Annotated in this window: 26 protein-coding genes; 17 read left to right on the top strand and 9 right to left on the bottom strand. The window is 64.8% G+C overall.

What is annotated here, in order from left to right:
- Positions 1-5 precede the first annotated feature (5 nt).
- The 7 genes from scpB (at position 6) to surE (ending at position 5411) form a co-directional block, all read left to right on the top strand.
- Positions 6-758, top strand: coding sequence for an SMC-Scp complex subunit ScpB (gene scpB, locus LRP30_RS21005; protein ID WP_249761543.1), 753 nt, complete (start codon positions 6-8; stop codon positions 756-758).
- 165 nt (positions 759-923) lie between these two features.
- On the top strand, positions 924-1160 hold the full coding sequence (locus tag LRP30_RS21000) for a twin-arginine translocase TatA/TatE family subunit (protein ID WP_091885538.1): 237 nt from the start codon (positions 924-926) through the stop codon (positions 1158-1160).
- An 85-nt stretch (positions 1161-1245) separates the two neighbouring features.
- Entirely contained in the window at positions 1246-1782 is a 537-nt protein-coding gene (gene tatB, locus LRP30_RS20995) for a Sec-independent protein translocase protein TatB (RefSeq protein ID WP_249761542.1), read from the top strand.
- Entirely contained in the window at positions 1779-2588 is an 810-nt protein-coding gene (gene tatC / locus LRP30_RS20990) for a twin-arginine translocase subunit TatC (protein WP_091885532.1), read from the top strand. Before tatB ends, tatC begins: the two co-directional genes overlap by 4 nt.
- Before the next feature lie 192 nt (positions 2589-2780).
- Positions 2781-4112: a serine--tRNA ligase gene (gene serS, locus LRP30_RS20985; protein WP_249761541.1), complete on the top strand. Its 1332-nt coding sequence runs from the start codon at positions 2781-2783 to the stop codon at positions 4110-4112.
- A gap of 59 nt (positions 4113-4171) precedes the next feature.
- Positions 4172-4534, top strand: coding sequence for a hypothetical protein (locus LRP30_RS20980; protein ID WP_091885518.1), 363 nt, complete (start codon positions 4172-4174; stop codon positions 4532-4534).
- Between the two features lie 109 nt (positions 4535-4643).
- Positions 4644-5411, top strand: a complete 768-nt coding sequence (surE, locus tag LRP30_RS20975; protein WP_128933608.1) for a 5'/3'-nucleotidase SurE — start codon at positions 4644-4646, stop codon at positions 5409-5411.
- A gap of 98 nt (positions 5412-5509) precedes the next feature.
- Here the strand turns inward: surE and LRP30_RS20970 are convergent, their stop codons facing one another.
- Positions 5510-5881 (bottom strand): response regulator, encoded by a 372-nt coding sequence (locus LRP30_RS20970; protein ID WP_091886060.1) that lies wholly within the window; start codon positions 5879-5881, stop codon positions 5510-5512.
- A 41-nt stretch (positions 5882-5922) separates the two neighbouring features.
- Here LRP30_RS20970 and LRP30_RS20965 point away from each other — a divergent pair, with 41 nt between their 5' ends.
- The 3 genes from LRP30_RS20965 to LRP30_RS20955 all read left to right on the top strand — a co-directional run bounded on the left by LRP30_RS20965 (position 5923) and on the right by LRP30_RS20955 (position 8253).
- Complete coding sequence (locus tag LRP30_RS20965; protein WP_128933609.1) at positions 5923-6111, top strand: hypothetical protein; 189 nt, start codon at positions 5923-5925, stop codon at positions 6109-6111.
- Positions 6108-6758, top strand: coding sequence for a protein-L-isoaspartate(D-aspartate) O-methyltransferase (locus tag LRP30_RS20960; RefSeq protein WP_249761540.1), 651 nt, complete (start codon positions 6108-6110; stop codon positions 6756-6758). Before LRP30_RS20965 ends, LRP30_RS20960 begins: the two co-directional genes overlap by 4 nt.
- A 109-nt stretch (positions 6759-6867) precedes the next feature.
- Positions 6868-8253 (top strand): LysM peptidoglycan-binding domain-containing M23 family metallopeptidase, encoded by a 1386-nt coding sequence (locus LRP30_RS20955; protein WP_128945860.1) that lies wholly within the window; start codon positions 6868-6870, stop codon positions 8251-8253.
- A 165-nt stretch (positions 8254-8418) separates the two neighbouring features.
- Here the strand turns inward: LRP30_RS20955 and LRP30_RS20950 are convergent, their stop codons facing one another.
- Complete coding sequence (locus LRP30_RS20950; protein ID WP_249761539.1) at positions 8419-9402, bottom strand: ATP-binding protein; 984 nt, start codon at positions 9400-9402, stop codon at positions 8419-8421.
- A gap of 182 nt (positions 9403-9584) precedes the next feature.
- On the opposite strand from LRP30_RS20950, the gene yajC reads away from it, so the two are divergent.
- The 6 genes from yajC to LRP30_RS20920 all read left to right on the top strand — a co-directional run bounded on the left by yajC (position 9585) and on the right by LRP30_RS20920 (position 15240).
- The gene (gene yajC / locus LRP30_RS20945; RefSeq protein ID WP_128933613.1) at positions 9585-9950 is read left to right on the top strand and encodes a preprotein translocase subunit YajC; all 366 of its coding nucleotides are present in this window, start codon (positions 9585-9587) and stop codon (positions 9948-9950) included.
- A 61-nt stretch (positions 9951-10011) separates the two neighbouring features.
- A complete protein-coding gene (secD, locus tag LRP30_RS20940) occupies positions 10012-11616 on the top strand; it encodes a protein translocase subunit SecD (protein ID WP_091885500.1) in 1605 nt (534 codons plus the stop codon).
- Between the two features lie 10 nt (positions 11617-11626).
- A complete protein-coding gene (secF, locus tag LRP30_RS20935; RefSeq protein WP_128933614.1) occupies positions 11627-12646 on the top strand; it encodes a protein translocase subunit SecF in 1020 nt (339 codons plus the stop codon).
- 60 nt (positions 12647-12706) lie between these two features.
- Positions 12707-13090 (top strand): Mth938-like domain-containing protein, encoded by a 384-nt coding sequence (locus LRP30_RS20930; RefSeq protein WP_128945858.1) that lies wholly within the window; start codon positions 12707-12709, stop codon positions 13088-13090.
- Positions 13087-13950, top strand: a complete 864-nt coding sequence (locus LRP30_RS20925; RefSeq protein ID WP_249761538.1) for a phytoene/squalene synthase family protein — start codon at positions 13087-13089, stop codon at positions 13948-13950. The genes LRP30_RS20930 and LRP30_RS20925 overlap by 4 nt, the downstream gene beginning before the upstream one ends.
- Positions 13951-13995: 45 nt before the next feature.
- Positions 13996-15240, top strand: coding sequence for a threonine ammonia-lyase (locus tag LRP30_RS20920; RefSeq protein ID WP_249761537.1), 1245 nt, complete (start codon positions 13996-13998; stop codon positions 15238-15240).
- A 7-nt stretch (positions 15241-15247) separates the two neighbouring features.
- Here LRP30_RS20920 and LRP30_RS20915 read toward each other — a convergent pair whose 3' ends face one another.
- Complete coding sequence (locus tag LRP30_RS20915; protein ID WP_249761536.1) at positions 15248-16426, bottom strand: aminotransferase class V-fold PLP-dependent enzyme; 1179 nt, start codon at positions 16424-16426, stop codon at positions 15248-15250.
- 149 nt (positions 16427-16575) lie between these two features.
- On the opposite strand from LRP30_RS20915, the gene LRP30_RS20910 reads away from it, so the two are divergent.
- A complete protein-coding gene (locus LRP30_RS20910) occupies positions 16576-17049 on the top strand; it encodes a VOC family protein (protein WP_249761535.1) in 474 nt (157 codons plus the stop codon).
- Between the two features lie 12 nt (positions 17050-17061).
- Here LRP30_RS20910 and LRP30_RS20905 read toward each other — a convergent pair whose 3' ends face one another.
- From LRP30_RS20905 to LRP30_RS20880, 6 genes are all read right to left on the bottom strand, one after another.
- Positions 17062-17610, bottom strand: coding sequence for a CAP domain-containing protein (locus LRP30_RS20905; RefSeq protein WP_249761803.1), 549 nt, complete (start codon positions 17608-17610; stop codon positions 17062-17064).
- A gap of 90 nt (positions 17611-17700) precedes the next feature.
- Positions 17701-18795: a serine/threonine protein kinase gene (locus LRP30_RS20900; RefSeq protein WP_164934910.1), complete on the bottom strand. Its 1095-nt coding sequence runs from the start codon at positions 18793-18795 to the stop codon at positions 17701-17703.
- 7 nt (positions 18796-18802) lie between these two features.
- Positions 18803-20230 carry a methylenetetrahydrofolate--tRNA-(uracil(54)-C(5))-methyltransferase (FADH(2)-oxidizing) TrmFO gene (gene trmFO / locus LRP30_RS20895; protein ID WP_249761534.1) on the bottom strand — a complete coding sequence of 476 codons (1428 nt, stop codon included), beginning with the start codon at positions 20228-20230 and terminating at the stop codon, positions 18803-18805.
- Positions 20231-20356: 126 nt separating this feature from the next.
- Positions 20357-20509 (bottom strand): DUF1127 domain-containing protein, encoded by a 153-nt coding sequence (locus LRP30_RS20890; protein ID WP_007590701.1) that lies wholly within the window; start codon positions 20507-20509, stop codon positions 20357-20359.
- 404 nt (positions 20510-20913) lie between these two features.
- Positions 20914-21738, bottom strand: a complete 825-nt coding sequence (locus tag LRP30_RS20885) for a lytic murein transglycosylase (RefSeq protein WP_091885472.1) — start codon at positions 21736-21738, stop codon at positions 20914-20916.
- A gap of 126 nt (positions 21739-21864) precedes the next feature.
- The gene (locus tag LRP30_RS20880; protein WP_249761533.1) at positions 21865-22773 is read right to left on the bottom strand and encodes a DUF2189 domain-containing protein; all 909 of its coding nucleotides are present in this window, start codon (positions 22771-22773) and stop codon (positions 21865-21867) included.
- Positions 22774-22833: the final 60 nt, after the last annotated feature.

Genomic DNA, 22833 nt, shown 5'->3' with positions numbered 1-22833 from the left:
CTGCCATGGCAAGCCTGGCTGAAGTGCGGGTAGAAGAGGCCGAGCCGATGGACAACGAATCCCAGGCACGTCCCGAGGAATTGCGGCTGCTGGAAGCGCTGCTGTTCGCTTCGAGTGAACCGCTGGATACCGCGACGCTGGCCAAGCGGATGCCGGATGGCGTCGACGTCAAGGCGGCGCTCGAGCAGCTGCAGGCCGATTATGCCTCGCGCGGCGTGAACCTCGTGCGCGTCGCCAACAAATGGACCTTCCGCACCGCCGGCGATCTCGCCTGGCTGATGACGCGGGAGAGTACCGAGACCCGCCGCCTGTCGCGTGCCGCGATCGAGGTGCTGGCGATCATCGCCTATCACCAGCCGGTGACGCGCGCCGAGATCGAGGAGATCCGCGGCGTCGTCACCTCGAAGGGCACACTGGACGTGCTGCTGGAGACCGGCTGGATCAAGCCGCGCGGACGCCGCAAGACGCCCGGGCGCCCATTGACCTTCGGAACCACCGAGGACTTCCTGTCGCAGTTCACCCTGGAACAGCTCGGCGACCTGCCGGGCCTCGAAGAGCTGAAGGGCACGGGCCTGTTGGATTCGCGCCTGCCGACCGGATTCACCGTGCCGACGCCGTCAGATGACCCGGCGCTGCGTGAAGACGAGGATCCGTTGGAACCGGGCGAAGACCTCGATCTGTCGCTGGCGCCCGCAGTCGAGCCCGAGGCGCCGGAAGGCGGCAATGAGGGTGGCAGCGAAGGCGGCACTGAAGAGTGACGCCGGTCCGTTCACGGGCCCCTGCGACCAGTTAACACTAGCAAGATTGCGTAGTGCCAACAGCGAATTGGCGCTGCCTTGGTCCTTGTTTTTGAGACCCGCCAAGCCTAGGTTTCGGTAAAGATCGGCCGGGTCCCCGGCCATGCGCGTTTGGAGGGTTGCAGGATGGGTTCACTCAGCATTTGGCACTGGATCTTGGTGATCGCAGTGGTCCTGCTGCTGTTCGGCCGCGGCAAGATTTCGGATCTGATGGGCGACGTGGCGCAGGGCATCAAGGCGTTCAAGAAGGGCATGCAGGACGACGACAAGCCCGCTGAAAAGCCCGAGCCGAACAAGTCCATCGAGCACAACAACGCCGCGCCGACCGCGGCACGGTCCGACGTCGGCAGCAAGGCCGTCTGAGCCAGAGAGCATGCGAGACGCGGGTAGCCCCGATCCTGTGCGCGAGGGATTGGGCCGGTTGCGGCTGGCGTGAACGGAAGACCTCATGTTCGACATCGGCTGGAGTGAACTGGTCCTCATCGGGGTCGTGGCCCTCATCGCCATCGGCCCGAAGGAGCTGCCGGGCGTGCTGCGCATGGTCGGGCAGTGGATGGGCAAGGCCCGCAAGATGGCCGCCGAATTCCAGGGCCAGTTCCAGGAAGCGATGCGCGAGGCCGAGATGGCCGACCTCAAGAAGAGCTTTGACGAGGTCAAGGAAGCCGCGACCGGCTTCAATCCGCTGACCTCGCTTCAGAAGGACGTGAGCGACGCGCTCCGCGTCGATGCGCTCGACAAGCCGGCCGAGACGCCAGCCATCAGCGCCGTCGAACCGCCGGCGACTTCAAGCGAAGCACCGGCGACTTCAAATGAAGCGCCGGTAACGCCAACGACGCCGGAAGCGCCGACCCCCGCGACCTTCATGGAAGCCGAGGCGCATGCGGCAGCGAACGAGCCGCTCGCGATCACACGTGAGGTCGAGCAGGCCCACGTCACGCAAGACACCGCGCCATCCGAAGCGATCAAGGACGTCAAAGCGTCATGACCGACGCCGATATCGAGGCCAGCAAAGCCCCCTTGATGGACCATTTGATCGAGCTGCGGTCGCGGCTGATCAAGGCGCTGCTCGGCTTTGGCGTCGCCTTCATCTTCTGCTTCTTTTTCGCCAAGCAGATCTACAACGTGCTGGTCTGGCCGTTCGTGTGGGTCGCGGGTCCTGAGAATTCCAAGTTCATCTACACGGCGCTGCTGGAATATTTCATCACCCAGCTGAAGCTCGCGCTGTTCGGCGCCGGCTTCATCTCGTTCCCGATCGTCGCGACGCAAATCTACAAGTTCGTGGCGCCCGGTCTCTACAAGCACGAGAAGCAGGCCTTCCTGCCGTACCTGGTCGCGACCCCGTTCTTCTTCGTGCTGGGCGCGGCGCTGGTTTATTTCGTCGTGCTGCCGATGCTGGTCCGCTTCTCGCTCGGCATGCAGCAGGCTGGCAGCGACGAGACCGCGCAGATCCAGCTATTGCCCAAGGTCGGCGAATATCTGTCGCTGATGATGTCGCTGATCTTCGCCTTCGGCATCGCCTTCCAGCTTCCGGTGATCCTGACGCTGCTCGGGCGGATCGGCATCATCACATCGAAGATGCTGCGCGAGAAGCGCCGCTATTTCATCGTCATCGCCTTCGTCATCGCGGCCGTGCTGACGCCACCTGACGTGCTTAGCCAGTGCTCCCTGGCGATTCCCTTGCTGGCGCTCTACGAGGGTTCGATCATCGCGGTGGCGATGGTGGAGAAGAAGGCGGCGGCCTCGCAGGCCACCGGTACCGACGTGTCGACGCCGGCCAAGCCTGCGGAGTAGAGGGCGGGCCAAATCCTCAGTGTCATTCCCCGCGAAGGCGGGGAATCCAGTACGCTGGGGCCTATCAGGGACGTCTCTGGAATACTGGATCATCCGCCTTCGCGGATGATGACAGCCGTGCTAGGAGACGCGCTAATGTAAACGGGCAACGTTCGATGTTGCATGTTTACGCGCTGCTCCAGGACCACAGCCATGCACGACATCAAATCGATCCGCGACAATCCGCAAGCCTTCGACGCCGGCCTCGCGCGGCGCGGCCTGAAGCCGATGTCGGCCTCGCTGCTCGCGATCGACGAGAAGCGGCGTGCGGCGATTCTGGCCTCCGAGCAGGCGCAGGCGCGGCGCAATGCGGCATCGAAAGAAATCGGCGATGCCAAGAAGGCCAAGGACGAGGCACGCGCCGCCAAGCTGATGGCCGAGGTCGCCGAATTGAAGACCACGATGCCGCAGCTCGAAGCTGCCGCGAAGGCCGCCGACGAGGAGTTGACGAAAGAGCTGTCCGCGATCCCAAACATTCCGTTCGACGAAGTGCCCGACGGCGTCGACGAGCACGGTAATGTGCAGCACCACGTGTTCGGCAACAAGCGCAACTACAGCTTTGCGCCGAAGTTGCATGACGATCTCGGCACCGCGCTCGGCTACATGGATTTCGAGGCGGCGGCAAAGCTCTCCGGTGCTCGCTTTGTCGTGCTGAAGAAGGGGCTGGCGCGGCTCGAGCGCGCCATCGGTCAGTTCATGCTCGACCTGCACACCACCGAGCACGGCTACACCGAAATCAATCCGCCGCTGCTCGTACGCAACGAGGTGATGTTCGGTACGGGGCAGTTGCCGAAATTCGAGGACGACCAGTTCTGGGCGATCAAGGGCGAGCTGCTGGCTGCGCCCGACCATGAGCGGCTGAAGACCGAGCGCCTCGGTCTGATCCCGACCGCAGAAGTGTCGCTCACCAACCTCGCACGCGAATCCATTCTCGACGAGAAGCAATTGCCGATGCGCCTTACCGCGCTGACGCCGTGCTTCCGCGCCGAGGCCGGCGCCGCGGGCCGCGACACCCGCGGCATGATCCGTCAGCACCAGTTCACCAAGGTCGAGCTGGTCTCGATCACGACGCCAGAAGCGAGCAAGGACGAGCTGGAGCGGATGCTGTCCTGCGCCGAGCAGGTGCTTCAGAAGCTCGACCTGCACTACCGCGTGATGACGCTCTGCGCAGGGGATATGGGTTTCTCGTCGCAAAAAACCTACGACATCGAGGTGTGGATGCCCGGACAGGGTGACGGCGGCATGTTCCGCGAGATCTCGAGCTGCTCGGTCTGCGGCGACTTTCAGGCGCGGCGCATGGATGCGCGCTCGCGCGGGCCGGACGGCAAGCCGCGCTTCGTGCACACGCTGAACGGCTCCGGCACCGCGGTCGGCCGCGCGCTCATCGCGGTGATGGAGACCTACCAGCAGGAGGACGGCTCGATCGCGGTCCCCAGCGTGCTCCAGCCCTATATGGGCGGGCTGAAGGTGATCGCGCGCGAGTAGGGTTGCGAAGATCGGGCGGCAGGCTATCCTGCCGGCCCCTCAACGCGAACCTACCATTCATGGCCTTGCACCGCGACATCTTCTGGGTCGGCCGACAATGGGCGGTGACGGGTGCCGGCATCCAGGCCGTCGATCAGCGCCTGCGCGGCGTGCTCGACATCGAGATTGCGCGGCTCTGGGACGATGATCTCGTGCGGAGCCGGCGGGCAAAGCCCGGAGTCAATGCAGCGGATTTCGACAAGGCGCTGACGGTCGCGCGCGAACGCTTCCCGCAGGCGCCGGTGTCCGACCCGTTCGTCGCGCAGCTGGAGGCCCTCGGCGTGATCGAAAATCCCGTCGAGAGTCCGGTCGTGCCGGCGATGCAACTGCATGCCGAGGGTCGGCTGGCGCGCTTCCTGCCGCAATGGCGCATCCGCCGGTAGTAGGATCCAGGCCGGGAACCTGGCCGCCGCGACCCAATCGGCCGGTTTGCCTGATTGGGCAGAGCCGGATAAGACGGCTCAGACCCGCTTTCTGGAATCGACCTTTCGCATGCGTATTCTCTGCACCAATGACGACGGCATCCACGCCCCCGGCCTCAAGGTCGTGGAGGAGATCGCGCGCGCCTTGTCCGACGACGTCTGGGTGGTGGCGCCGGAGCTCGACCAGTCCGGCGTGTCGCATTCGCTGTCGCTGAACGATCCGTTGCGCCTGCGCGAGGTCGGCCCGCGGCACTTCGCCGTGCGCGGCACGCCGACCGACTGCGTCATCATGGGCGCGCGCCACATCCTCGGGCCCAAGCTGCCTGATGTCGTGCTGTCCGGCGTCAACAAGGGGCGCAACGTCGCCGAGGACGTGGTCTATTCCGGCACCATCGCTGGCGCGCTGGAAGGCACCATCCTGGGGCTGCCGTCGTTCGCGCTGTCGCAGGAGTTCAGCGTCGAGACCCGCGAGCGGCCGCCGTGGGACACCGCGCGCAAGTTTGGGCCTGACATCCTGCGCAAGGTGATCGCCGCCGGCGTCCCGAAAGACACGGTGATCAACATCAACTTCCCGTCGTGTGCGCCGGAGGATGTGCTCGGCATCCGCGTCACGCGCCAAGGCAAGCGCAATCTCGGCTTCCTCAGGATCGACGAGCGCAGGGACGGCCGCGGCAATCCCTATTTCTGGATCGGGTTCGAGCGCACGGCGATGATGGACACGCCCACCGACGGCACCGATCTCGCGGCGCTTCGCGAGCGCTATGTCTCGGTGACGCCGCTCAGGCTCGACCGCACCAATGAAGCGTTTTCAGAAGAATTGAGCGCGACGCTGAAGTAGCGCCTAGAGCATTATCGGTTCTGATTGAATCAGAACCGAAGCCTTGTTTTGACGCGTTTTCTTCACGCGAACCGGTATCCACTTCGCTCGAAAACGCTCTAGCCGCTGCGAAGCGCGGCTTCGATGGTCTTGCCGAGTGCGTCGAGCTGGAACGGCTTCTGGAGCGCCGGCCGATCGCGGTACTGTTCGGGCAGGCCGGAGGAGCCGTAGCCGGTGGCGAAGATGAAGGGGCAGCCTTTCGCCCTGATGACATCGGCCACCGGCGAGATGACCTTGCCGTTGACGTTGACGTCGAGAATGGCGATGTCGAACTCGGTCGCCTGGGCGAGCCGCATGGCCTCGGTGATGTCGCCGGCCTCGGCAGCGACCTTGTAGCCGAGCTCTTCGAGCATGTCCGCAACCATCATTCTGATCATCACCTCGTCTTCGACGAGGAATACAGAGCGGCCGGAAAGCCCCGTCGCGGTCATGGTCGAGTCCTTGCCCATTCCCAAAAACGTTCGCAGATAACATGAATCGACGCAATGCGCGTTTTGACGAACGGCTGCCTGAAAATGGCGATCACGACTGGCCCGTTGCACGCCAATCTGTGCTCAAATATCCAGCCGAATGGTATCATGGGTTCCCGACCAAGGAACAAGATTCTCGCGCCCGGGTTGGCGACTTAACGGGCCTGACAACACAGCATTGGCAGCAATGACCTCCCATCAATCCCCGCCCGAAAAGATGATGTTTCAGCTCACGCTGAGGCGCCGGGGCATTAGCGATCAGGCCGTGCTGCGGACGATGGAGGAGGTGCCGCGCGAGCTGTTCGTCGACGACGCCAACCGCGACGGCGCCTATCGCGACAGTGCGCTGCCGATCGCCTGCGGGCAGACCATCAGCCAGCCCTTCGTCGTCGCCTACATGACCGAGCAGCTCCAGCTCCAGAAGCGGCACCGCGTGCTCGAGATCGGCACCGGCTCCGGTTATCAGGCCGCCGTGCTGTCGCGGCTCGCAGGGCAGGTGCTCACGGTCGAGCGCTACCGCAAGCTCGCGGACACCGCACGCGCCAGGCTCGAAGAGCTCGGCTGCCACAATGTCGAGGTGATGCTGGGCGATGGCCTCAATCTGCCGGCCAATATCGGCCCGTTCGACCGCATCATCGTTACTGCCGCGATGGAGCAGATTCCAGAGAACCTGATCGAACGGCTCGAGATAGGGGGCATCCTGATCGCACCGGTCGGCCCGCATCAGGGCGTGCAGACGCTCACCCGCCTCAACCGCACCGAGGCGGGAATCGAGCGCAAGGAACTCGTCGACGTCCGCTTCGTGCCGGCGCTGCCTGGGGTGGCGCGGGAGCTGTAGAATTCCGGATCGGCTGTGCCGCCAACATCTTATTGGGAGGGTTAAGCCGTTATTTACTCGGCGCGTGTTTACTTAAAACACCAGTTCTGTTGCGTACGAGTGAGTAACCATGTCCGCTGTCGCCGAGTTGCTTTACTCGCGCCGCGTGCCGCAAGTCGCGGTGCTGGCGCTGATCTCCTTCAGTTTTGCGGGGTGCAGCGCCGACATGTCGTCGCGACTGTCCCAGTCGAATTTCTCCAATCCCTTCGCCTCGGAATCCACCGGTTCGGTGCAGCAGGCGCCACCGCCGCAGCGTGAGCTGCCGCAATATGCGCGGCCGCAGACGCAGCCTGGTTCCTATCAGTCCCAGCCCCTGCCTCCGCCCGCGGTGTCCACCCCGCAATCCTATCCCGTTGCCTCTGGCGGCGGAGTGTCCGGTGGTGGGCGCGGCGTCGGCTCCTACGCGCCCCCGGCGCAGCCGCACCTCGAGACCACGGCGACCGTACCGCCGCGCTCGGTTGCTGCAGCCCAGCCAGCCGGCGGCACCAAGATCATCGTCGGCACCAGCGACACGCTCGACGTGCTCGCCAAGCGCTATCATGTCACGCCGCAGGCGATCCTAGCCGCCAACGGCTACAAGGGCCCGCGCACGCTCTCGCCCGGCCAGCAGCTCATCATCCCGCATCCTGCCACGGCCGCTGCGCCCGCGCCGGCGATGGCTCCCGTCGCGGCTGTGCCTGCGGCGAAGCCGGTTGCAGCCGTCGCTGCGCCGCCGAGCACGCACTTCGTCAACCGTGGCGACACGCTCGCCAGCATCGCGCGCAAGAACCACATCTCGGCGGCCGAGCTGGCCCGTGCCAATGGCCTCGCCCCCTCAGCCAAGCTCAAGCTCGGCACTAAGCTGACCGTGCCCGGTGCCAAGACCGCCGCCGTCGCGGTGCCGGTTGCTCCGGCTCCGGTCGCGGCTGCTCCGGTTGTGGGAACGCTCCAGCCCGTGGCGGCCGCTCCGGCGCCTGCTACCAAGATGGCCGCTGCTGCCGCGCCGGTGCAGAGCGCGCGTCTGGCCCAAGCCACGGCCAATGTCGAAGAGAAGCCCGCCGAGACGCCGGCGAAGGCCGCGGAGGCCACTGGCGCGCTGCCGACCTTCCGCTGGCCGGTGCGCGGCAAGGTGGTCACGAGCTACGGCGCCAAGACCAACGGCAAGTCCAATGACGGCATCAATCTCGCGGTGCCCGAGGGGACGCCGGTCAAGGCGGCTGAAGACGGCGTCGTCGCCTATTCCGGCAACGAGCTGAAAGGTTACGGCAATCTGGTCCTGGTTCGGCACTCCAACGGCTACGTCACCGCATATGCCCATGCGAGTGAGCTGTTGGTGAAGCGCGGCGATACTATCAAGCGCGGTCAGGTCATTGCCAAGTCGGGTCAATCCGGGGAAGTGGCGTCGCCGCAGCTCCACTTCGAGATCCGTAAGGGATCGAGCCCGGTTGACCCGCTTCAATTCCTGAACGGAGCGTGAGGCGGACGCTTCAGCCGGGTTCACACCGCGCGCTCACTGTCATCGTCCGCGAAGGCGGACGATCCAGTATTCCAGAGACAGCAATTGTTCAGCCGATAGGCCGCGGCGTACTGGATTCCCCGCCTGCGCGGGGAATGACAGGTGTAGGTGAGGCGAAACTGCCCGCTACATCATCGTCAGCTTCACACCCAGCCGTCCCGCCAGCTCCTGCACGAACTGCCAGGCGACGCGGCCTGAGCGGGAGCCGCGCGTGGTCGACCATTCCAGCGCCTCGCGCTCCAGCGCCTCGTCGTCGATCTTGATGCCGAAATGGCTGCAATAGCCGCGCACCATGGCGAGATACTCATCCTGGCTGCAGCGGTGGAAGCCGAGCCAGAGGCCGAAGCGATCCGACAGTGAGACCTTCTCCTCGACCGCTTCGCCGGGATTGATCGCGGTCGAACGCTCGTTCTCGATCATCTCGCGCGCGAGCAGATGGCGGCGGTTGGAGGTGGCGTAGAGGATGACGTTCTCGGGCCGGCCTTCGATGCCGCCTTCGAGCACGGCCTTGAGCGACTTGTAGGACGCATCATTGCCGTCGAAGGAGAGATCGTCGCAGAACACGATGAAGCGGAAGGAGGAGGCGCGCAAACACTCCATCAGCGCGGGCAGGCTTTCGATGTCCTCGCGATGGATCTCGATCAGCTTCAGCTTGTCGGTCGGGTTGCGCTTCGCGTTGAGGCTGGCATGCGCCGCCTTCACCAGCGATGACTTGCCCATGCCACGCGCGCCCCAGAGCAGGGCGTTGTTGGCCGGCAGGCCATTGGCGAAGCGCTCGGTGTTCTCCATCAGGATGTCGCGCATCCGGTCGACGCCCTTCAGTAGGAATAGCTCGACGCGGCTGACCCGCGGCACTGCCGCAAGGCGGCCGTCCGGGTGCCAGACGAACGCGTCCGCCCGTTCGAACGACTCGGGTTCGAGGGTCGGGTTGCCCTGGGCCGAGAGGTGCGCTGCAATGGTCTCCAGCGCGCGGACGATGCGCTCTTGGGAGGGATCGACCGGGGCTGCCTTAGCGGCGCCCTTGGGACGTTTTGCCGCGACGCCGGCGGGCTTCTTGGCAGGGGTATTGGGGCCTTTGCCGGCCGGGCTTTTGCTGGGTTTTTTGGGCATGTCCGAAGTTCCTGAGAACGCAGCCTTATCGGGCCTGAGGACGCGCCGCAAGGTGGGCCAAAAGGGCGGTCTGGCAGCGTTGCAATTGGGGCAATGGCCGCTATAGTCCGCGCGAATTTGACCGAACCGGTCGCCTTTGAGGGCCTGACCGGCTTTCCCCCGTTGTCACGAGGATCGTCCGAATGCTGATTACCCCTGCGTATGCCCAGGCCGCGGGCGCCGGCGACACCAACAGCATGTTGATGTCGCTGCTGCCGTTCGCCCTGATCTTTGTGATCATGTACTTCCTGATTCTGCGTCCGCAGCAGAAGAAGGTCCGCGATCATGCCGACCTCGTGAAGAACATCCGCCGCGGCGACACGGTGGTGACTTCGGGCGGCCTCGTCGGCAAGGTCACCAAGGTCGTCGACGACGACCAGATCGAGTTCGAGATATCCGACGGTGTGCGCGTGCGGCAGATGCGCCAGATGATCTCAGGCGTGCGCGCCAAGGGCGAACCGGCCAAAGAATCCAAGGAAAGCGCCAAGGACGACACCGCGGCGAAGTGAGTGCTTCCCCGCGAGTCACTATAAGTCTCCTGCAAGTCTCCTGATCTGACAGGTCTAGTCGATGTTGTATTTCACGCGGTGGAGGGCGCTGGGGATTATCCTGACGGCGCTGATCGTGTGCCTCTGCGCGGTCCCCAACTTCTTCCCCGAGGCGCAGGTCAAGACCTGGCCGGCCTGGGCGCAGCGCCGGCTCGTGCTCGGCCTCGACCTGCAGGGCGGATCCTACCTGCTGCTTGAGGTCGATTCCGCCTATGTCAGGAAGGAGAGGCTCGACCAGATCCGCGACGACGTTCGCCGGACGCTGCGCGATGCCAAGATCGGTTTCACCGGTGGCGTTACCGTGCGCAACGACGCGGTCGAAGTTCGCATCAGCAAGGAATCCGATGCGCAGGCCGCACTCGCCAAGCTGCGCGAGCTGTCGCAGCCGCTGGGCGGCCTCATGGGATCTGGCGGTCAGCGCGACCTTGAAGTCACCGATGCCGGTGGCGGTGTGATCCGCCTGAGCATCCCGCAGGCCGCGATGCTCGACCGCATGCGCAAGACCATCGAGCAGTCGATCCAGATCGTCGAACGCCGCGTCAACGAGCTCGGCACCGTCGAGCCCGTGATTCAGCGCCAGGGCAACGACCGCATCCTGGTGCAGGTCCCCGGCCTCCAGGACCCGACGCGCCTGAAGGAACTCCTGGGCAAGACCGCGAAGATGGAATTCCGCATGGTCGATACCTCCGTGCCGCCGGATCAGGCTCAGCAGGGCAGGTTGCCGCCGGAATCCGAACTCTTGATGAGCGCCTCGCCGCCGCCGACACCTTACGTGGTCAAGAAGCAGGTGCTGGTTGCCGGCGGCGATCTGACCGATGCCCAGGCGAGCTTCGACCAGCGCACGGGTGAGCCGGTCGTCAGCTTCAAGTTCAATACGTCGGGCGCGCGCAAATTCTCGCAGGCGACGCAAGAGAATGTGGGACTGCCGTTCGCGATCGTGCTCGACAACAAGGTGATCTCGGCGCCCGTCATCCGCGAGCCGATCACCGGCGGCCAAGGCCAGATCTCTGGGAATTTCACCGTGCAATCGGCCAACGATCTCGCGATCCTCCTGCGCGCCGGCGCGCTGCCGGCGCCGCTCACGGTGGTCGAGGAACGCACCGTCGGTCCGGGTCTCGGCCAGGATTCGATCGAGAAGGGCGAGCTTGCGGCCTATGTCGGCTCGATCCTCGTCATCGTGTTCATGCTCGCGACCTACCGGCTGTTCGGCGTGTTCGCGAACGTCGCGGTGGCGATCAACGTCGCGATGATCTTCGGCCTGTTGTCGCTGCTCAACGCCACGCTGACGCTGCCCGGCATCGCCGGCATCGTGCTCACCGTTGGCATCGCGGTCGATTCCAACGTGCTGATCTACGAGCGCATCCGCGAGGAGCTGCGCGGCGGCCGCAACGCGATCTCGGCGATCGACGCCGGCTTCAAGCGGGCGCTGGCGACGATCCTCGATTCCAACATCACCACCTTCATTGCTGCCGCTGTGCTGTTCTACATCGGCACCGGCCCGGTGCGCGGCTTTGCCGTGACGCTCGGCATCGGCATCATCACCACGGTGTTCACCGCCTTCACCCTGACGCGGCTGATCGTCGCCGGGTGGGTGCGGTGGAAGCGGCCGCAGAGCGTGCCGATCTAGGAGCCTGATCGTGACTCACACCGTTCTCATCGGGCTCGGCGTCCTCATCGCCATTCTCACCGTGGTCGCGGCCCTCGGCCTCTTGCCGTCGCTGCGTATCGTCCCGGACAATACGCATTTCGACTTCACGCGCTTTCGCCGCATCAGCTTCCCGATCTCGGCGGCGCTGTCGATCGTCGCGATCACGCTGTTCTTCACCCACGGGCTGAATTTCGGCATCGACTTCCGCGGCGGCACCTTGCTCGAGGTGCAGGCCAAGTCCGGCACCGCCGACATCGCGGCGATGCGCACGACGCTGGATTCCCTGCGACTCGGCGAAGTCCAGCTCCAGCAGTTCGGTGGTCCCGCTGACGTCCTGATCCGCGTTGCGGAGCAGCCCGGCGGCGACGCCGCGCAGCAGGAGGCCGTGCAGAAGGTCCGCGCAGCGCTTGGCGATTCCGTCGAATATCGCCGTGTCGAGGTGGTCGGCCCGCGCGTCTCCGGTGAGCTCTTGGCCTACGGCATGCTCGGCCTGATGCTCGCGATCGTGGCGATCCTGATCTATCTCTGGTTCCGCTTCGAATGGCAGTTCGCGCTCGGCGCCATGATCGCCAACGTGCACGACATCGTGCTCACGATCGGCTTCATGTCGATCAGCCAGGTCGATTTCGACCTGACCAGCATCGCCGCGCTGCTGACCATTCTCGGCTATTCGCTCAACGACACCGTCGTCATTTACGACCGTATCCGCGAAATGCTGCGGCGCTACAAGAAGATGCCGATGCCGCAGCTGCTCAACGAGTCCATCAACTCGACGCTGTCGCGCTCCATCATCACCCACGTCACGGTGACGCTGGCACTGCTCGCGCTGCTGCTGTTCGGCGGACACGCCATCCACAGCTTCACCGCAGTGATGATGTTCGGCGTGGTGCTGGTCGGCACCTACACCTCGATCTTCATCGCGGCGCCGATCCTGATCTATCTCGGCGTCGGCGAGCATCGCGAAGATGCGCCGGATACGGCTACGCCGGCGAAGAAAAACAAGGCATGATCCGAACCGCATACCCCCGCATGCGTTTGCGGGGGTAGTAAGCTCATTCGGACCTGGCTCATGGCTGGCGACCCCAACGCACCCCATTTCCCGCGCTCGGCGCCGATCGAAGCCTATGGCAAGGGCGGCTTCGCCTTCGCTGGCATGTCGCATCGAGGATCGTTGCTGTGCCTGCCCGACGCGATCTGGGCCTGGGACGTGACGGACCCCACCAAGATCGACCGCTACTCGCTCGATCGCGTGTTCACGGCCGCCAACAGCATCGACACGCTTCTGGTCGGCACTGGAACCGGGATTTGGCTTCCGCCGCCGGAACTGCGCCAGGCCTTGAAGGCGGTGAGAGTAGTGCTGGACACGATGCAGACCGGCCCCGCCGTGCGCACCTACAACATCATGATCGGCGAGCGACGCCGCGTCGCGGCCGCGCTGATCGCGGTGCCATGAGCAGCACCGCGCCGCCACCCGATTCGGCTACCTTCTGCGCCGATCTCGTGCGCAGCCACGACTTTCCGCGTTACGTCACGACGCTGTTCGTACCCGCCGCAGAGCGCCGCGCGCTGCTGGCGCTCTATGCCTTCAATGCAGAGATCGTGCGCATCCGCGACCAGGTGAGCCAGCCCTTGCCCGGCGAGATTCGCCTGCAATGGTGGACCGACATGCTGTCAGGCCATGTCCATGGCAGCGCCGAGGGCAATCCGGTGGCGGCGGAGCTGCTCCGCGCGATCCGCGATTACGACCTGCCGGTCGAGCCGCTGCCGCTGCTCGCCGACGAGCACCAGTTCGATCTCTACAACGATCCGATGCCGACCATGGCGGCACTGGAAGGCTATCTGGCGGCCACCTCATCGGCGTTGTTTGCCCTTGCAGCCCGGATCATGGCGCCGCCGTCGGAGGCGGCCGAGCATCTCGCCCGTCATGCTGGGCTTGCCCAGGGAATCGTCCAGGTCATTGCCAACCTGCCGCGTGATGCGGCGCACCGGCAATTGTTCCTGCCGCAGCAAGTGCTGGCGAGCCACAACTGCAATACGGAGGATGTGTTCGCCGGCAAGGAGACGCCGAGCCTGCGCGCCGTACTGGACCAGCTCGCGGGCGAAGCGCGGCAGCATCTGACCACGGCCTCCTCGCTGCTTCCGCAGGTACCGCCATCCGTGCGGCCTGCGTTTCTGCTGCTGAGCCAGACCCGGGCCGATCTGAAGCGCCTGTCGAAACCTGGCCGCAATCCGTTCGCGCCGCAGCCGGCCTCGCGGCTGCGCACGCTGTGGATGCTGTGGCGGGCTTCACGCTCCAGAGAATTTACCAAATAGGGGTCGGCTTATCGCCTGAGGCGGCCAAATGCTCTATGCTGGCCTATGGCCGACTTGTCCCAAAGCGCGACCTCCGATCTCGGCGACTTCCCGGTCGCACCAAGCGACATCCATGCGGCCGCCGAGACCATCCGGGGTGCCGTCGTCGAAACGCCTTGTAGCTACAGCCGGACGCTGAGCAGCATCTGCGGTTGCGACATCTGGCTGAAATTCGAGAACCTCCAGTTCACCTCCTCGTTCAAGGAGCGCGGCGCCCTCAATAGGCTGACCGCGCTGACGCCGGAGGAGCGTGCGCGCGGCGTCATCGCGATGTCGGCGGGTAACCACGCACAGGGCGTCGCCTATCACGCGAGAAGGCTCAACATTCCCGCCACCATCGTCATGCCGGTCGGCACGCCCATGGTGAAGATCGAGAACACCAGGCATCACGGCGCGGAGGTGGTGGTTACGGGCGCGACGCTGGAGGAGGCGGCCGCGTTCGCGCAGAGCCACGGTGAGGCTCGCGGCATGATCTTCGTCCATCCCTATGACGATCCGCTGGTGATCGCCGGGCAGGGTACCGTCGGACTGGAGATGCTGAAGGCGGTGCCGGAGCTCGATACGTTGGTCGTCCCGATCGGCGGCGGCGGGCTGATCAGCGGCATCGCCATTGCCGCCAAGTCGATCAAACCGTCGCTACGGATGCTCGGCGTCGAGGCCTGGCTCTATCCCTCGATGTACAATGCCATCCATGACGGGAATCTGCCGGCGCGCGGTGACACGCTCGCCGAAGGCATCGCGGTCAAATCGCCCGGCAAGATCACCACCGAAATCGTCCGCCGCCTCGTCGATGACATCGCGCTCGTGAACGAAGCCGAGCTCGAGCGTGCGGTTGCGACCCTGATCTCGATCGAGAAGACGGTGGTCGAGGGCGCCGGTGCCGCCGGCCTTGCCGCGCTGATGTCCGATCCATCTCGCTTCGCCGGCCAGAAAGTGGGCCTGGTGCTGAGCGGCGGCAACATCGATACGAGACTGATCGCCTCGGTCCTGACCCGCGAGCTGGCACGCGAGGGGCGACTGACCCAACTCTCGCTCGATATTCCTGACCGCCCCGGGCAATTGGCCGCGGTCGCGGCGCTTTTGGCCGAAGCCGGCGCCAACATCATCGAGGTCTCGCACCAGCGGACCTTCTCCGACCTGCCGGCCAAGGCGACGCTGCTGCAACTGGTCATCGAGACCCGCGACAGCGCCCATCTCGACGAGGTGATGGCAAGGCTCAGTGCATCCGGGTTGACGGCGCGCTGCACGTGAGCGCGTCCTATCGCGGTGTTAAACCCGCGAGGTGACCGATCAGCCGATCGATCTCGGCTTCCGTATTGTAGTAGTGCGGCGAGGCGCGCACGACTGGCGGTAGCGCGCGAAGTTCTGCATCGATGCGGGTGCTCGACGGATCCGAAGCGCCGATGGTGATGCCCGCCGCAGCGGCACTGCTGACAATGGCGTTCGCGTCATATCCGTCCACCGTGAAGCTGACAATCGCGCCCGGCGCGCGGCCGAGGTCGCGTATTTGGATTCCGCGAATGGAGGCGAGGCCGCTGCGAAGGCGGTCCGCAAGCAAGCGGCAGCGCTGCTCAATAGGACCAAGGCCGATCGCGAGGGCATAATCGACGGCAGCCCCCAATCCAAGCCGGGCGGCGTAGTTGTTCTCCCAAGTCTCGAAACGGCGCGCATCATCGCGGAGCTGATACTCATCGCGCGAGACCCAGGGCGCGGCGAAATGGTCGATCATCGGCGGCTCGAGCCGCTGCAGCATCGCTCGGCGGACGTAGAGAAAGCCGGTACCGCGCGGCCCGCGCAGGAATTTGCGCCCCGTGGCGGACAGCATGTCACAGCCGATGGTTTCGACATCGACCACCATCTGGCCGACCGCCTGGCAGGCATCGAGCAAATAGGGAATGCCGTGCGCTCGCGCGATCCTGCCGATCGCCGCCGCGGGATTGACCAGCCCGCCATTGGTCGGAACCCAGGTGATGGCGATGAGCTTCACGCGGTCATCGATCATGCGTTCGAGCGCAGCGACATCGAGTTCGCCCGTCGAGTCGCTCGGCACGACGTCGATGATCGCGCCTGTACGCTTGGCCACCTGAAGAAACGCGACATAGTTGGCGGCGTACTCTGCCTCGGCGGTCAGGATGCGATCGCCCTGGGCAAACGGAAGCGAATAAAACGCCATCTGCCAGGCAACCGTCGCGTTCTCCATGAGGGCAATCTCGTCGGGCGCGGCATTCAGTAGCCGCGCCACCGAACCGTAGACCGTGTCGAGCCGGACGGACTCGCGATCAGCGGCGGCATAACCTCCGATCTCGCTTTCGAAGTCGATGTGTCGCTTCATCGCTGTGGCAACGGGCGTTGGCATGAGGGCAGCACCCGCATTGTGGAGATACGCAAGCCGGGAGGCGGCAGGTGTGTCGGTGCGTATCCGGTCGATGTCGATCAAGTGTGAGCCTCTGCGTTAGGGTTCCCTGAGTTTGACACACTGACGCACGCGAGCAAGATCGGACAATGGATGCCGCGGCTGGAGCATGCCGATCCGGATGCTATGATGATAGAGAGCGTGATTTGGTGGTGATTTTGAAAGGACCCGCGATGGCGAAGAACACGATTTGCCTCTGGTACGACAAGGACGCCGAGGCGGCGGCCCGCTTCTACGCCGAGACGTTCCCCGATAGCTTCGTAAGTGCCGTTCACCGCGCGCCCAGCGATTACCCGTCCGGCAAGGCCGGCGATGTGCTGACGGTCGAATTCACCGTGGCTGGCGTTGCTTGTCTCGGACTTAACGGCGGGCCCATGTTCAAACACAACGAGGCCTTCTCGTTTCAGATCGCTACCGACGATCAGGGGGAGACAGACCGTTATTGGAACGCCATCGTCGGCAATGGCGGGCAGGAAAGCGCCTGCGGTTGGTGCAAGGACAGATGGGGCGTTTCCTGGCAGATTACGCCGCGCGTATTGATCGAGGCGCTGGCGGCCGGCGGCCCTGAAGCCAAGCGCGCCTTCGACGCGATGATGGGCATGACCAAGATCGACGTGGCCGCAATCGAGGCGGCGCGGCGCGGCTGAAATTGTCAGGCCTCAGATGCAGAGGCTGAGCAGCTTGATGTGGCAGCCGCTGGATTTGGGCTTGCTCGTGGGCACGGCCTCGCGCTTCACGGCAACCAGCGGCTCCTTGTCCATCTTTCTCTTGCCCTTCGGCTCATAGTCGCCGGCGATCACCATCGCCCAATAGGTGCGCTTGCCGCTGGCATTCTTGGCGCTCGCGATGCCGACGCGGGAGGCGTTGTGCAGCAACAGGTTCTTGCGGTGTCCGGAGGAGTCGATCCACTGTCCCAGGGTCTTCTCGAAATTGTCGTAGCCGTAGGCGATGTTCTCGGCGGCACGGCCCGCGCCGGCTGGCGCCACACGGCGGGTGAACGGGCCGAGTGCGTCGTGGCTGAGATCGTCCTTGGCCGCCATCGCGCGGGCCTGGTCCATGGCGATGCGGTCAAGGGTTGAATCGCGGACGACACGGACTTCGCCGTGCTTGAGGCGGAAGCTCGAGATCAGCTCGGCGGGGGACTCGGCCATTGCGGGTGTGATGGCCAAAAGCAAGCCGGCGATCAGGCCGCCAACCACACGATGCATCATCGTCCCCCGAATGCCCATAACCCGCCAAGCCCGAATGATCCGACGCTTCTCTATCGCCAATGTGGACGCTTCAAGGCGCGTCAGGCCCTAGCTCGTTGGCAGATCCGCCTCGAAATTGAAGCGATCGCGCAGGTTCTTGCGCTGCTCGAGGATGTCCTTGAGGAAGGCGCGATCCTGATCGTTCTTCATCATCGGCTCGATCAGGTCGAGCTGGTTCATGGCGACCAGTTGCAGGATCTCGGTGCGCGGTTTGCCGCTAGTGTCGCGGGGCAGGGCGTGGACGACCTGGATGTGCTCCGGCGGCTTCGGACCCTTGGCGGCCGCAAGCTCGTTGCGCAGCTCGCCTTCGAGCACGGCCCGGTCCGCTTCGACGAAGGCATAGAGACCGACGCCGGAGCGGCGGTCGGCAAAGGCGACGATGGCGGTGTCGCGCACGGCCGGGTTCTTGCGGATCAGTGCCGCCAGCACCGGCGCGTCGTTGACGAGCCGGCGGCCGCCACCCTCGCGGTCAGTGAAGTTGAACAGGCCGCGGGTGATGGCGCGATAGACCTTCTTGCCGGTGACAAGCCACAGGCTCGCGGCAAACGATTTTTTCGCGAGGATTTTCCGCTCGCGCGGCGTCAGTGCGTCCGGCGCATAGGAGCGCTTGTGCTTGAGCAGATGCCGGAGGTCTTCATAGGCGAGGATGCGGTAGAGCCGGCCGCGCCGCGCAAAGCAGGCGGCGAGCTGGAAGTCGGTAACGTAGGCGCGGCCGTCGCGGCCGACCAGCCAGTTCTGCTCCTTGGCGAGATCGTTGTGGCAGATGCCGGCGCGGCGAAGCCGCCGCAGCGCGGCCTTGGCCGAGCGGAAATAAGCGAGGTCGCCGTGCGGCTTGGCCAGATGCAGCGCGACGCCATCAACGAAGCCGCGCACGAGCGCGCGGCGTCCAGCCCACAGCAGCTTCGGACCGACGTTGAGGCCTTTGGCGAGCGCCAGCGCGCGTTTCTCGCGGGCGAACAGGTGGCGTGCCAGCAGGAACGACCACCACGGCACCTCGTCGAGCCGGCGCAGCACCGCGTCGACCTCGCCGTTCTCGCTGCGGAAGCGGCCGCGCTCGACGGTTGAGAACACGTCGCGCTTGAGCAGCACGCCCTCGGTCCAGCGCGCCGAGAGTGCCGCGGCGTCGTCTTGGGGGAGGCTCATCGAAAACTCACGCCGCGGCGGCAATGCGCAGGTGATCGGCGATCCAGCGATCGAGATCGGCGAGCGCGCGTGCGCTCGTCGCCTGCTTCTTGGCCACCGTCTTCTCGTTGCCGCGCAGCCGCGTGCCGTCGGGCTTCTTGGTCGGCACGGTCGCGAGCGGCGGGAATAGGCCGAAATTGATGTTCATCGGCTGGAACGAGCGCGAGCCGGGCTCGATGGTTTCGATATGGCCGCCGGTGATGTGGCCGAGCAGCGATCCCAGCGCCGTCGTGCCCGGCGGACCCGCGAGCGTCTCGCCGCGCGCATCGGCGGCCGCATAGAGGCCGGCGATCAGGCCGACGCTGGCGGATTCCACATAGCCTTCGCAGCCCGTCATCTGGCCGGCAAAGCGCAGCCGCGGCTGCGCGCGCAGGCGCAACTGGCCATCGAGCAGTTTTGGCGAATTGAGGAAGGTGTTGCGATGCAGGCCGCCGAGGCGGGCGAACTCGGCCTTCTCCAATCCCGGAATGGTGCGGAAGATGCGCTGCTGCTCGCCGTATTTCAGCTTCGTCTGGAAGCCGACGATGTTGTAGAGCGTGCCGAGCTTGTTGTCCTGGCGCAGCTGCACGATCGCGTAAGGCTTTGTGGTCGGATCGTTCGGATTGGTGAGGCCGACCGGCTTCATCGGACCGTGGCGCAGCGTCTCGAGGCCGCGTTCCGCCATGACCTCGATCGGCAGGCAACCGTCGAAATAGGGCGTGTTGGTCTCCCACGCCTTGAACTCGGTCTTCTCGCCGGCGATCAGTGCCGCGACGAACCCATCATACTGCTCCTTCGTCATCGGGCAGTTGATGTAGTCGGCGCCGTTGCCGCCAGGACCGACCTTGTCGTAGCGCGACTGGAACCAGGCCACTGACATGTCGATAGACTCGCGATGCACGATCGGCGCGATCGCATCGAAGAAGGCGAGCGCATTCTCGTCCGTCAGCTCGCGGATGGCATCAGCCAGTGGCGCAGAGGTGAGGGGGCCGGTCGCAACGATGACGTTGCTCCAGTCGGCCGGCGGCAGGCCGGCGACCTCGCCGCGGGCGATCTCGATCAGGGGATGGTCGTTCAGCGCCTTGGTGACGGCCGCGGAGAAGCCGTCGCGGTCGACGGCCAGGGCGCCGCCGGCGGGTACCTGGTTGGCATCGGCGGCGCGCATGATTAGCGAGTCGAGCCGGCGCATCTCCGCATGCAGCAGGCCGACGGCGTTGTTGGCGGCGTCGTCCGAGCGAAACGAGTTGGAGCAGACGAGCTCGGCGAGCCCGTCGGTGCGGTGCGCCTCGGTCATGCGGGTCGGCCGCATTTCGTGCAGCACCACGGCCACGCCGGATTTGGCCACCTGCCAAGCGGCTTCGGAACCGGCAAGGCCGGCGCCGATCACGTGCACGATGTTGGATTGGGATCCTGTCATGGGGCGGACAGGTAGCGCTTTTCAGCGTCCAGTGGAATCGCCGAGATCGAGTTTTCTGCCACCAGATACGACAACGCCCGCACGAGGCGGGCGCTATCGGTTCGTCCGGTGAAGGGCTGAACGATATCAGCCCTGATACTGGCCGGCGGCAACGCGCGGGATGTCCGAGCGATCGAGGCCGATATCGGCCAGTTCGCGATCGCTGAGCTGGGACAGCTCGGCAACATTGCGCTGATAATCCCGGAAAGCCTGGATCATGCGGATGAGCGAGAGCAGCATTGGTAGTCTCCTGTAGTTCGATTCAGCCCTTGCCCGGGCCTCATCGTTGAAATGAATATAGGTGAGAGTGGTGCAGTGCGAAAGTTCCGATGTTGCGATGCAGCTAGGCGATGAACGCATAGCACTGGTAACGAGCGATTAACCCGACGGCATTCCCGCTCAAGCCGCGGGCAAGACAAGCAATTTGGTGCCATAAATTCCCGTGAATTCACGGGGTTATTGCGGATCATGCAGTTTAATACATGATGGAGTTCCTCGTACCTGCAAGGAGTCCATCCAGCGTCTGGGCCCGAGTTAGATATGCACGAATCGCATGCACGGCTTGGCATAAAAATGAATATTAATTCATAAATAAGATCTGCCGATTCGCTTCGGAAATTGGCTGAACGACAAAACGAGGGGTCTTAGGGCGCGCGGGCGAGCTGGGTGGCGAAATAGGCGACGGTCTTGGAATAGACCTCGCTCTTGTTCCACTGCTGGAGCACCGCGAAGTTCGGACCGCCCGGCTGCCAATCCTTGCCGCGCTGCCAGCCATAGCCGGCGAGATAATTGGCAGTGGAGGCCAGCACATCCGGCGCGTTGTGCAGGAGATCGCGCTTGCCGTTGCCGTCGAAATCGACCGCGTATTTCATCCAGGATGACGGCATGAACTGGGTTTGGCCAAGCTCGCCGGCCCAGGCGCCCTTCATGTCGGCGGGTGCGAGATCGCCGCGCTGGACGATGCGCAATGCGTCCATCAGCTCGCCGCGAAACTGCTCGGCGCGCCGACAGTCATAGGCCAGTGTCGCCAGTGAACGGATGGTGGCGAACTTGCCGGTGTTGACGCCGAAATCGGTCTCGAGCCCCCAGATCGCGACCAGCACCTCGCCGGGGACGCCATAGGCCTGCTCGATGCGCGACAGCACCGAGCCATATTGCTTCATCATGTTGGAGCCGCGCTGCAGGCGCGGCGGCACCATGCGGCCGGAAAACTCCTCGAAGGTCTGGGTGAAGACCTTTTGCGACCGGTCGCGGTTGAGCACGCCCTGATCGAGCGTCACACCGGCGAGCCCCGATGCAATGGCCTGTTGCGAGATGCCCTTGGCCGCAGCGTCGGTTTTGAAATCCGCAAGCCAGGCGTCGAAATTGCCCGAGCCGCAGGCAACAGCGGCGAGCGCTGGCTGGACTGACAGGATGGACGCGGAGAGGGCGAGGGCTGCAAGAGCGAGACGAGAAATCGTCGTGGTCATCAGATGAAATGGATTCCGTGAAGTGATCTGACCGGCGAGCATAATCTCGGTTGTAACCGCGGCCAAAGCAAGGCTGTGACAGCGCGACCCTGCCCGAGCCGGGCAGGATCGCATGTCACGATATCGTCAGGCGTCCGTGTTGTTCCTCCAGGGGAAGAGGTTGGCGGGGAAGTCGGCGGCCGGCTTGCGCGGACGATGCGGCGGAGGCGGCACTGGACGTGCACCTGGATCGGACACGATCACCTTGCGGTAGAGGTGCCAGGTGGCATGGCCGAGCAGGGGGATCACCACGGCGAGGCCGAGGAACGCCGGGATCGTGCCGAGCGCCAGCAGCACCGCCACGATCAGGCCCCAGGCCGCCATCGGCGCCGGGTTCTTTGCGACGACGCGCAGCGAGGTGACCATCGCCTCGAACGCACCGGCATGGCGGTCCAGCATCAAGGGGAACGACACGGCACTGATGCAGAGCGCGGCGAGCGCGAACAGGAAGCCGGTGCCGCAGCCGACCACGATAAGCCACCAGCCCTGCTGCGTCGTCAGCACGCGTGTGATGAAATCTGAGATACCGGTCACGCCCTCGTAGCCGAACGCCGCAACATAGATCGCCTGTGCGGTCGCGACCCAGGTCACGAACAGAGCGAGCAGCAGCGTGCCTAGGCCGAGCATCGCACCGAAGGAGGGCGAGCGGAGCACCTCCATGGCGTCCCAGGCGGTGGCCTCTTCATGGCGTTCGCGCCGGCTGGAAAGCTCGTAGAGACCGAGCGCGGCGAAGGGCCCGATCAACGCGAAGCCGGCGGCCAGCGGAAACAGCAGCGGCAGCACCGAATAGCCCATCAGCACGCGGGCGAGCACGAGGCCGAGCACCGGATAGATCACGCAGAGGATGATGGCGTGGCTCGGAACGGCCTTGAAGTCCTCCCAGCCGCGCTTCAGCGCGTCGTGGAGGTCGGACAGTTGGATGGTTCGGATCACCGGTCCGGCCGCTTCCGCGGTCCGGGCCATGCTGGGGACATTGCCCTGGTAGAGTGTGGCCATGGTCGGTTGCTCCCTTGCCATGCGGTCGATCTCGCGCCGGCAACGGCGCAAGTGGTCGCC

This window comes from Bradyrhizobium sp. C-145 (assembly GCF_023375135.1).
GTDB classification, from domain to species: domain Bacteria; phylum Pseudomonadota; class Alphaproteobacteria; order Rhizobiales; family Xanthobacteraceae; genus Bradyrhizobium; species Bradyrhizobium zhanjiangense.
This window is presented reverse-complemented; position numbering and strand designations above follow the sequence as displayed.

Excerpts from the sequence above, each read along its gene's own strand:
- tatC (WP_091885532.1), top strand. The coding sequence starts at position 1,779 with ATGACCGACGCCGATATCGAGGCCAGCAAAGCCCCCTTGATGGACCAT.
- LRP30_RS20980 (WP_091885518.1), top strand. The coding sequence starts at position 4,172 with ATGGCCTTGCACCGCGACATCTTCTGGGTCGGCCGACAATGGGCGGTG.
- LRP30_RS20955 (WP_128945860.1), top strand. The coding sequence starts at position 6,868 with ATGTCCGCTGTCGCCGAGTTGCTTTACTCGCGCCGCGTGCCGCAAGTC.
- trmFO (WP_249761534.1), bottom strand. The coding sequence starts at position 20,230 with ATGACAGGATCCCAATCCAACATCGTGCACGTGATCGGCGCCGGCCTT.
- LRP30_RS20905 (WP_249761803.1), bottom strand. The coding sequence starts at position 17,610 with ATGCATCGTGTGGTTGGCGGCCTGATCGCCGGCTTGCTTTTGGCCATC.
- secD (WP_091885500.1), top strand. The coding sequence starts at position 10,012 with ATGTTGTATTTCACGCGGTGGAGGGCGCTGGGGATTATCCTGACGGCG.
- serS (WP_249761541.1), top strand. The coding sequence starts at position 2,781 with ATGCACGACATCAAATCGATCCGCGACAATCCGCAAGCCTTCGACGCC.
- LRP30_RS20925 (WP_249761538.1), top strand. The coding sequence starts at position 13,087 with ATGAGCAGCACCGCGCCGCCACCCGATTCGGCTACCTTCTGCGCCGAT.
- LRP30_RS20960 (WP_249761540.1), top strand. The coding sequence starts at position 6,108 with ATGACCTCCCATCAATCCCCGCCCGAAAAGATGATGTTTCAGCTCACG.
- LRP30_RS20965 (WP_128933609.1), top strand. The coding sequence starts at position 5,923 with ATGAATCGACGCAATGCGCGTTTTGACGAACGGCTGCCTGAAAATGGC.
- scpB (WP_249761543.1), top strand. The coding sequence starts at position 6 with ATGGCAAGCCTGGCTGAAGTGCGGGTAGAAGAGGCCGAGCCGATGGAC.
- LRP30_RS20930 (WP_128945858.1), top strand. The coding sequence starts at position 12,707 with ATGGCTGGCGACCCCAACGCACCCCATTTCCCGCGCTCGGCGCCGATC.
- LRP30_RS20920 (WP_249761537.1), top strand. The coding sequence starts at position 13,996 with ATGGCCGACTTGTCCCAAAGCGCGACCTCCGATCTCGGCGACTTCCCG.
- tatB (WP_249761542.1), top strand. The coding sequence starts at position 1,246 with ATGTTCGACATCGGCTGGAGTGAACTGGTCCTCATCGGGGTCGTGGCC.
- LRP30_RS20970 (WP_091886060.1), bottom strand. The coding sequence starts at position 5,881 with ATGACCGCGACGGGGCTTTCCGGCCGCTCTGTATTCCTCGTCGAAGAC.
- LRP30_RS21000 (WP_091885538.1), top strand. The coding sequence starts at position 924 with ATGGGTTCACTCAGCATTTGGCACTGGATCTTGGTGATCGCAGTGGTC.
- surE (WP_128933608.1), top strand. The coding sequence starts at position 4,644 with ATGCGTATTCTCTGCACCAATGACGACGGCATCCACGCCCCCGGCCTC.
- LRP30_RS20885 (WP_091885472.1), bottom strand. The coding sequence starts at position 21,738 with ATGACCACGACGATTTCTCGTCTCGCTCTTGCAGCCCTCGCCCTCTCC.
- LRP30_RS20950 (WP_249761539.1), bottom strand. The coding sequence starts at position 9,402 with ATGCCCAAAAAACCCAGCAAAAGCCCGGCCGGCAAAGGCCCCAATACC.
- LRP30_RS20900 (WP_164934910.1), bottom strand. The coding sequence starts at position 18,795 with ATGAGCCTCCCCCAAGACGACGCCGCGGCACTCTCGGCGCGCTGGACC.
- LRP30_RS20890 (WP_007590701.1), bottom strand. The coding sequence starts at position 20,509 with ATGCTGCTCTCGCTCATCCGCATGATCCAGGCTTTCCGGGATTATCAG.
- yajC (WP_128933613.1), top strand. The coding sequence starts at position 9,585 with ATGCTGATTACCCCTGCGTATGCCCAGGCCGCGGGCGCCGGCGACACC.
- LRP30_RS20880 (WP_249761533.1), bottom strand. The coding sequence starts at position 22,773 with ATGGCCACACTCTACCAGGGCAATGTCCCCAGCATGGCCCGGACCGCG.
- LRP30_RS20910 (WP_249761535.1), top strand. The coding sequence starts at position 16,576 with ATGGCGAAGAACACGATTTGCCTCTGGTACGACAAGGACGCCGAGGCG.